Here is a 349-nt window from a genome sequence, read left to right on the forward strand (position 1 = left end):
GCTTCCCTAAACAGAGAGCCAGTCAGAAGTAGAGAGAAGCGTATTTTCACTACCCAACGACTGACCCATGAAAAAAGGACGATTCAGCGAAGCCCAAATTGTGGCGATTTTGCAACAGCAGCAAAGTGGCCAAACGGTGGCCCAAATTGTGCGCGAGCACGGCCTGAGCGAGGCCACGTTTTATACGTGGAGAAGCAAGTACGCCGGGGCCAGCGTCGCCGAATTAACCCGGCTCAAACACCTGGAAGAGGAGAATCGGCGGCTCAAGCAGATGTTCGCCGACTTGAGCTTGGAAAACCAAGCCATTAAGGAGATTTTGCGAAAAAAGTAGCCCGCCCTGCGGCGCGGC

General features: G+C 54.2%; 1 protein-coding gene. It reads left to right on the forward strand.

What is annotated here, in order from left to right:
* Positions 1-67: 67 nt before the first annotated feature.
* Entirely contained in the window at positions 68-331 is a 264-nt protein-coding gene (gene tnpA, locus WX88_RS26975; protein WP_046247531.1) for an IS66 family insertion sequence element accessory protein TnpA, read from the forward strand.
* Positions 332-349 lie beyond the last annotated feature (18 nt).

The organism is Hymenobacter terrenus, from assembly GCF_000972495.1.
Taxonomy (GTDB): domain Bacteria; phylum Bacteroidota; class Bacteroidia; order Cytophagales; family Hymenobacteraceae; genus Hymenobacter; species Hymenobacter terrenus.

Bases quoted from the DNA above. Each gene is read 5' to 3' on its own strand.
- tnpA (WP_046247531.1), top strand. From the start codon at position 68: ATGAAAAAAGGACGATTCAGCGAAGCCCAAATTGTGGCGATTTTGCAA.